Source organism: Streptomyces sp. ID05-39B, assembly GCF_033794725.1.
Classification (GTDB): Bacteria; Actinomycetota; Actinomycetes; order Streptomycetales; family Streptomycetaceae; genus Streptomyces; species Streptomyces bobili.
Window position 1 is genome coordinate 1 of sequence record NZ_JARGEF010000321.1, and the last position, 7,551, is coordinate 7,551.

7 protein-coding genes are annotated in these 7,551 nt (G+C 72.7%); 3 read left to right on the forward strand and 4 right to left on the reverse strand.

Features of this window, described 5'->3' with window-relative positions; translation table 11 throughout:
• The coding region (locus P1P75_RS37625) for a helicase C-terminal domain-containing protein (RefSeq protein WP_319263901.1) at positions 1-987 on the forward strand (987 nt) is incomplete at its 5' end.
• A gap of 26 nt (positions 988-1,013) precedes the next feature.
• On the opposite strand, the gene P1P75_RS37630 is transcribed toward P1P75_RS37625, so the two are convergent.
• On the reverse strand, positions 1,014-1,532 hold the full coding sequence (locus P1P75_RS37630; protein ID WP_319263902.1) for an NUDIX domain-containing protein: 519 nt from the start codon (positions 1,530-1,532) through the stop codon (positions 1,014-1,016).
• A gap of 97 nt (positions 1,533-1,629) precedes the next feature.
• On the opposite strand from P1P75_RS37630, the gene P1P75_RS37635 reads away from it, so the two are divergent.
• Positions 1,630-3,276 carry a DNA repair helicase XPB gene (locus P1P75_RS37635; RefSeq protein WP_319263904.1) on the forward strand — a complete coding sequence of 549 codons (1,647 nt, stop codon included), beginning with the start codon at positions 1,630-1,632 and terminating at the stop codon, positions 3,274-3,276.
• A 112-nt stretch (positions 3,277-3,388) separates the two neighbouring features.
• On the opposite strand, the gene P1P75_RS37640 is transcribed toward P1P75_RS37635, so the two are convergent.
• Together P1P75_RS37640 and P1P75_RS37645 are read right to left on the reverse strand one after the other, a co-directional pair.
• Positions 3,389-3,859 (reverse strand): hypothetical protein, encoded by a 471-nt coding sequence (locus P1P75_RS37640; protein ID WP_319263906.1) that lies wholly within the window; start codon positions 3,857-3,859, stop codon positions 3,389-3,391.
• 132 nt (positions 3,860-3,991) lie between these two features.
• The gene (locus P1P75_RS37645; protein WP_319263907.1) at positions 3,992-4,180 is read right to left on the reverse strand and encodes a hypothetical protein; all 189 of its coding nucleotides are present in this window, start codon (positions 4,178-4,180) and stop codon (positions 3,992-3,994) included.
• Between the two features lie 274 nt (positions 4,181-4,454).
• Here P1P75_RS37645 and P1P75_RS37650 point away from each other — a divergent pair, with 274 nt between their 5' ends.
• Positions 4,455-6,605: an ATP-binding domain-containing protein gene (locus P1P75_RS37650; protein ID WP_319263909.1), complete on the forward strand. Its 2,151-nt coding sequence runs from the start codon at positions 4,455-4,457 to the stop codon at positions 6,603-6,605.
• Positions 6,606-6,637: 32 nt separating this feature from the next.
• Here P1P75_RS37650 and P1P75_RS37655 read toward each other — a convergent pair whose 3' ends face one another.
• Complete coding sequence (locus P1P75_RS37655; protein ID WP_319263910.1) at positions 6,638-7,339, reverse strand: copper homeostasis protein CutC; 702 nt, start codon at positions 7,337-7,339, stop codon at positions 6,638-6,640.
• Between the last annotated feature and the right edge of the window lie 212 nt (positions 7,340-7,551).

Here is a 7,551-nt window from a genome sequence, read left to right on the forward strand (position 1 = left end):
CACGCACCCGGCCCCGTCCCCCCCGCCGAGCGGGCCGCCGCCTCCGCTGCGGCCGTACGGCTTCTCGCGCCGCTGCTGCCCGAGCCGCTGGACCATGTGCTGCTCCAGGCGGACCTCACGGCGGTGGCGCCCGGCCCGCTGCACCGGCCGCTCGCCGACGTGCTGGGGGTGCTCGCCGACGTGGAGTCGAAGGGCGGGGCGACCGTCTACCGCTTCACACCCGGCTCCGTACGCCGTGCCCTGGACGCCGGCCGTACCGCGTCCGACCTGCACGCCTTCCTCGCCGAGCACTCCCGTACGCCGGTGCCGCAGCCGCTGACGTACCTGATCGACGACGTGGCCCGCCGGCACGGACATCTCCGGGTGGGCGCGGCCTCGGCGTACGTCCGCTGCGACGACGACGCGATGCTCAACGAGATCCTCGCCGACAAGCGTGCCGCCGCCCTGCGGCTGCGCCGCCTCGCGCCGACCGTGCTGGCGGCCCAGGCCGACCCGGCGGCCCTGCTCGACGGGCTGCGCGCGATGGGGTTCGCACCGGCCGCCGAGTCCGCCGAGGGAGATGTCCTGATCACCCGCGCGGACGCCCATCGCAGCCCGCCCCGCACGGCGCCGGAGCCGGTCCCGGAGGGTCCGCCCGTCCCCGACGGCACGCTCCTCTCGGCGGCGATCCGGGCGATCCGCGCCGGTGACCTGGCGTCCACGGCCCCCCGCAAGCCGGCCGAGGACGCCCTCGCGCAGGCGCCCGGCGCCCTTCCCCGCACCTCCCCCGCCGACACCCTCGCCACCATGCAGGCCGCCGTGCTCACCGGTGAGGCCGTGTGGATCGGCTACGTCAACGCCGAGGGTTCCGCCAGCCAGCGCGTCATCGCCCCGGTCCGGGTGGAGGGCGGCTTCGTGACGGCGTACGACCACACGGCGGACGAGGTCAGGACGTACCCGCTGCACCGGATCACGGGAGTGGCGGAACTGGCGGACGACGAGGCGTAGACGTCACGCGGGGCGCGCATGGGGCGTCACGAGGCGCGTCTCCCGCGGCGTCCGGCCGTGTAGCGGCGCAGGGCCTCGACGCCGTCGGGGACGAACGGCAGGCGCCCGGTCAGCTCGCGCAGCTCGCTCTCGGTGACCCAGGCGTGCCAGTCGATCTCCTCCGGGTCGGGGGAGAGGTCCCCGGTGACGACGGCTTCGTGGACGCCGAGCCAGTAGGGGCTGATCACTCCCCGGCACAGGAACGTGAACGCGAACCGGACCGTCGGTGCCGGCACGCCGAGTTCCTCGGCCAGCTCGCGGGCCGCGGCCCGTTCGTAGGACTCGCCGGCCTCTACACCACCGCCGACCAGCCAGTTGTACTGGCCGGGGAAGCGGGACATGCTCTCCGGGCGCCGGTGCACCAGGATCCGGCCGTCCGCGTCGCGGCAGACGGTCGTCGCGACGCGGTGCAGCCAGCCGTTGGCGATGGCGTCACCTCTGTCCACCACCCCGATCACCCGGTCCCGCTCGTCGACCCGGTCCACCCGCTCGCCCGTGGCTGTCATGAAGGCCACTCTGTCGCACCCCCACCCCCGTCGTGGCCGGTAGGGCACACTGGACGTTTGGCCGCGTTCCACGGCCGTGAAGGAAAGGGTGCCGCGCGTGAATGGTCCACTCATCGTCCAGTCCGACAAGACCCTGCTCTTGGAGGTCGACCACGAGCGGGCCGACGCGTGCCGCCGCGCCATCGCGCCGTTCGCCGAACTGGAGCGGGCGCCCGAGCACATCCACACCTACCGGCTGACCCCGCTGGGCCTGTGGAACGCGCGCGCCGCCGGGCACGACGCCGAGCAGGTGGTGGACGCGCTGGTGGAGTTCAGCCGCTATCCCGTGCCGCACGCGCTGCTGGTGGACATCGCCGAGACGATGGACCGCTACGGGCGGCTGACGCTCAGCAAGCACCCGGCGCACGGTCTCGTGCTGACCACCACGGACCGGCCGGTCCTGGAGGAGATCCTGCGCTCCAAGCGGGTCGCCCCGCTGGTCGGGACGCGGATCGACCCCGACACGGTCGCCGTGCACCCCTCCGAGCGCGGGCAGATCAAGCAGACCCTGCTGAAGCTGGGCTGGCCCGCCGAGGACCTCGCGGGCTACGTCGACGGCGAGGCGCATCCGATCGAGCTGGCCGAGGACGGCTGGGCGCTGCGGCCGTACCAGAAGCAGGCCGTGGAGAATTTCTGGCACGGCGGGTCCGGGGTCGTGGTCCTGCCCTGCGGCGCCGGGAAGACGCTGGTCGGGGCGGGGTCGATGGCGCAGGCGAAGGCGACCACGCTGATCCTCGTCACGAACACCGTCTCCGCCCGGCAGTGGAAGCACGAGCTGATCAAGCGGACGTCGCTGACCGAGGAGGAGATCGGCGAGTACAGCGGGACGCGCAAGGAGATCCGGCCCGTCACCATCGCCACCTACCAGGTGCTGACGACCAGGCGGAAGGGCGTCTACCCGCACCTGGAGCTGTTCGACTCCCGCGACTGGGGGCTGATCGTCTACGACGAGGTGCACCTGCTGCCGGCGCCGGTCTTCAAGTTCACGGCGGACCTTCAGGCACGGCGGCGACTGGGGCTCACGGCCACGCTGGTGCGCGAGGACGGCCGCGAGTCGGACGTCTTCTCGCTCATCGGGCCGAAGCGGTTCGACGCTCCGTGGAAGGAGATCGAGGCGCAGGGCTACATCGCGCCCGCGGACTGTGTCGAGGTCCGGGTCAACCTCACGGACGCCGAGCGGCTCGCCTACGCGACCGCCGAGGCCGAGGAGAAGTACCGCTTCTGCGCCACCACCGAGACCAAGCGGAAGGTGACGGAGGCGATCGTGCGCCGGTTCGCCGGGCAGCAGATCCTCGTCATCGGCCAGTACATCGACCAGCTCGACGAGCTGGGGGAGCATCTGAACGCGCCGGTCATCAAGGGCGAGACGTCCAACGCGCAGCGGGAGAAGCTGTTCGAGTCCTTCCGGCAGGGTGAGATCAGCGTGCTGGTCGTGTCGAAAGTCGCGAACTTCTCGATCGACCTGCCCGAGGCGACGGTCGCCATCCAGGTCTCGGGCACCTTCGGCTCACGTCAGGAGGAGGCCCAGCGGCTGGGCCGGGTGCTGCGACCGAAGGCGGACGGCCACCAGGCCCACTTCTACTCGGTCGTCGCCCGCGACACGCTCGACCAGGACTTCGCCGCCCACCGGCAGCGCTTCCTCGCCGAACAGGGCTACGCCTACCGGATCATGGACGCGACGGAACTGCTGGCGGAGGAGGCCTGATCCGTCACGGTGAGGGGTCCGGTTGCTGTGAGGGAATCGGTCACGGTGAGCGGGCGGGTCACGGTGAGCGGTCCGGTCACGATGAGCGGTCCGGTCACGGTGCGAGATCCGGTCACGGTGAGGGGATCGTGCACACCAGGGCGATCACGAGCACCGACGGGGCGACGGTGGCGAAGGCGGCCCAGCGGCGCAGGTTCCAGTAGCGGACCTTGCGGGGCAGCGACCAGGCGGTGACGAGCGCGGCGAGCGAGAGCACGCCGCCGAAGACGATCGTGCCGTAGATCAGGTACAGCCAGGTCGTGAGCGCCGTCGGACAGTCGGAGCCGCAGCTGTCGGTGGCCATCACGGACAGGCCGCCGAGGAAGAGGGCGGCGGGTCCGAAGACCGTCAGCAGCAGCACGGTGGCGACCAGCGGAGCGGTCGAGGTCCGGTGGTCGAAGTCGTCGGGACCGGGGACCCGGTACGGGACGTAGCCGTAGTACTGCGGATCCGGGTGGCCCGGGTGGCCCGGGTGGTTCGGTGGGGAGTACGGCCCGTGCTGCGGTCCCTGCGGGGGATACGGCCCGTGCTGCGGCGTCGTCATGTCCCGAGTGAACCGCCTGGCGGGGTGGGCGGGAATCTGCGCGGGTACTCATCCGGGCGCCTCACGTACTCAGACGCGCCGGCGGACCTGCCGGTGTTTCCGGCGGAGCCAACTGCAGAGCCACCCGCGGAGCTACCTGCGGCGGACGCCCACCTCCTCGCCGTACTCGCCGAGGACGACCACCTCGAAGGCCGCGCCCGCGAAGACGCGTATCGCGTGGAGGGCGTCGCCGAGGCGGTGGTGGTGGGTGCCGGGGGATACGGAGGTCGCGCCGGACGGACGGCCCGGTGCGGGGGCTGGGGTGAAGGTCGCTGCGCTCATGACTCCATGGTGCGATAGGGGACATAAGGGCGGCATCGGTCTCAGGAGCCACTTCGGGTGGACTCCGTCTCCACCCGCAGAGGGAGCTGTTCCTCCGGGGAGCAGGGGCCGGAGACGGTTCCGTCCCCTAGGGGACGGAAAACCGGTTGGCTTCCCGGCGTCCCCAGGTCCTAGAATCTCCGCTCTTGCCAGCCTCCCCACGGAGCGCCGCCGCCCGGACGGAAACCGGACGGCTTCCCGCAGTCCCCCCTTCCGCAGGCCCGGAGGCACTCCCTTGTCCACGCCCGTGTCCGCTGACGACCCGCTCTCCCGTGAGCGCTCCCACCTGGCCTCCTCCCGTGCCGCGCTGCGCGCCATGCGGGAGGACGTCCAGTCCCTCGACATCAGTGACGTCACCGCGAACTGGGTCAACGCCCAGATCCTGGAGCGCCAGATCGGGGACCGGATCAAGGCGCTCGCCGACCTCAGCCACACCCCGCTGTTCTTCGGCCGGCTGGACTACCTCCACGCGCCCGGTGCCGACCGGGCCGAGGGCGCGGAGGGGGAGCGCTTCTATATCGGGCGACGGCACGTCCACGACCACGACGGCGACCCGATGGTCATCGACTGGCGTGCGCCGGTCTCGCAGCCGTTCTACCGGGCCTCGAAGAAGGACCCGATGGACGTCGGGCTGAGGCGCCGCTTCGGCTACACGGGCGGCGACCTCACCGCGTACGAGGACGAGCGCCTCTCCGACCCGGGCGAGGCGGCCACCACCAGCAAGCTGCTTCAGCGGGAGATCGAGCGGCCGCGTGTCGGTCCGATGCGGGACATCGTCGCCACGATCCAGCCCGAGCAGGACGAGATCGTCCGCAGCGGGCTGGGCGGCTCGGTGTGCGTCCAGGGCGGCCCCGGCACCGGGAAGACGGCCGTCGGCCTGCACCGGGTGGCCTATCTGCTGTACGCCCACCGTGAGCGGCTCGCCCGCACGGGCACGCTGGTCATCGGCCCGAACCGGTCCTTCCTCCACTACATCGAGCAGGTGCTGCCCGCGCTGGGCGAGCTGGCGGTCCGCCAGGCCACCGTCGACGACCTCGTCGCACGGGTCGAGGTGCGGGGCACCGACGAGGCCCCCGCGGCGGTCGTCAAGGGCGACGCGAGGATGGCCGAGGTGCTGCGGCGGGCGCTGTACTCCCACGTCAGCCTGCCGGCCGAGCCGGTCGTCGTCGTGCGCGGCTCACGCCGCTGGCGGGTCCCTGCGTACGAACTGGAGCGCCTCGTCCGCGAGTTGCTCGACCGCGACATCCGCTACGGCGCCGCTCGTGACGCCCTCCCGCAGCGCGTCGCGCATGCCGTGCTGGTGCAGATGGAGCGGGCCGGGGAGGCGCCCGACGACCGGGTGCAGGACGCGGTGGCCCGCAACAGCGCCGTCAAGGCGGCCGTGAAGGCGGTCTGGCCGCCCGTCGATCCGGCGAAGCTGGTGCTGCGGCTGCTCTCGGAGCCGGAGTTCCTCGCGGAGCACGCGGAGGGGATCCTCACCGGGGACGAGCAGAAGACGATCCTGTGGGGGCTGCCTGGATCGGGTAAGAGGGCGGCGCGGTCGGTGAAGGCCGCCAAGTGGTCGGCCGCGGACGCGGTGTTGATCGACGAGGCGACCGATCTCGTGGAGCGCACGCACTCCCTGGGCCATGTGGTCCTGGACGAGGCGCAGGACCTGTCCCCCATGCAGTACCGGGCGGTCGGCCGTCGGTGCAGCACCGGCAGCGCAACCGTCCTGGGTGACCTGGCGCAGGGCACCACGCCCTGGGCGACGCGGAGTTGGGAGGAGGCCCTCGGACACCTCGGCAAGGCCGACGCGGTGATCGAGGAACTCACGGCCGGTTTCCGCGTCCCGACGGACGTCATCACCTACGCCTCCCGGTTGCTGCCGCACATCGCGCCGGGCCTGACACCGGTCGCCTCGGTCCGCGAGAACCCCGGCTTCTTCGAGGTCCGCGCGGTGCCGCAGGACGCGGACGTCGTCGCGGCCTGCGAGGAGTTGCTCGGCAACGAGGGCTCCACGGGCCTCATCGCGGCCGACGCCCGCGTGCCCGTCCTCGCCGAGGCGCTCACCGCGGCGGGGATCCCCTTCCTGGCCCCGGGCGAGGAGACCACCCTGGAGACCCGCCTGACCCTGGTCCCGGCCTCCCTGGCCAAGGGCCTGGAGTACGACTACGTGGTCCTGGACGAGCCGGGCGCGGTGGTGGACGGGGAGCCGGACGAGCGGACCGGGCTGCGGCGGCTGTACGTGGCACTGACGCGGGCGGTGTCGGGGCTGGTGGTGACCCACGCCACCGGCTTGCCACCCCAGCTGACCCAAGTGACCCAGACGACCCAGGTGACCCAGGTGACCCAGCAGATCCAGCCGACCGACACGACCCCGCCGACCCAGCCGACCCAGCCGTAAGGGCGCGGCAGCCCCGCGGGCGGGGCGACCCGTCACTGCCCGTCCAGCACCCGCCGCCACTCCTCCACGGCCCCCGCCGACACCGGCCCCGTCCAGCCGCCGGGCCGGGCCGCCCCGCCGATGTGGAAGGCGTCGATCCCCGCGGCCCGCAGCGCCGGCACATGATCGAGCCGCAGCCCTCCGCCCACGAGGAGCTGCTGCTCGTACCCCTGCTCGCCGTGCCGTCCCGCCTCCGCGATCAGCACGGCCAGCCCGTCGTCGACCCCCGTGGCCGACCCTGCCGTGAGGTAGGTGTCCAGTCCTGGCAGCCCCTCGCACTGCTTGCGCAGGGCGTCGCGGTCGGCCGTATGGTCGATCGCGCGGTGGAACGTCCACGGGCTGCCGTCCAGCTCCGCGACCACCCCTTCGACGGCGGCCAGGTCCACGCCGCCCTCCGTGTCGAGGAAGCCGAGCACGAACTGGTCCGCCCCGGCCGCCCGCAGTTCCCCGGCGGCCCGGACGAGCCGTGCGACGTCCGCGGCGTCCCCGGCGGCGAACCCGTCGCTCAGGCGCAGCATCACGCGCAGGTCGAGGTCGACGGCGGCCCGGATCGCGGCGAACGCCGGGACGGGCGGGGTGAGCCCGTCGGCGGCGATGTCGGTGACCACTTCGAGGCGGTCCGCGCCTCCGGCCTGGGCGGCGACCGCGTCCCGCGCGTCGAGGGCGATCACCTCCAGGACTGCACGCTTGCTCATGGGACCCCATTCATCGACGGCCTACAGGTCTAGTCCAATTCCAGAATACGCCTGTGAGCCGCCGCGCTCACCCCCGCGTCCCCGGCCGGACGGGGAAAGATGACTGCATGGCCGACCACTCCGAAACCACCACCACCCGCGACGCCCTCGACTCCCTGCGCACCCGCTTCGCCCGCACCCTCGAAGCCGCCCGCGGCCCCGCTCCCACGCCC

Bases quoted from the DNA above. Each gene is read 5' to 3' on its own strand.
- P1P75_RS37630 (WP_319263902.1), bottom strand. From the start codon at position 1,532: ATGACAGCCACGGGCGAGCGGGTGGACCGGGTCGACGAGCGGGACCGG.
- P1P75_RS37640 (WP_319263906.1), bottom strand. From the start codon at position 3,859: ATGACGACGCCGCAGCACGGGCCGTATCCCCCGCAGGGACCGCAGCAC.
- P1P75_RS37645 (WP_319263907.1), bottom strand. From the start codon at position 4,180: ATGAGCGCAGCGACCTTCACCCCAGCCCCCGCACCGGGCCGTCCGTCC.
- P1P75_RS37655 (WP_319263910.1), bottom strand. From the start codon at position 7,339: ATGAGCAAGCGTGCAGTCCTGGAGGTGATCGCCCTCGACGCGCGGGAC.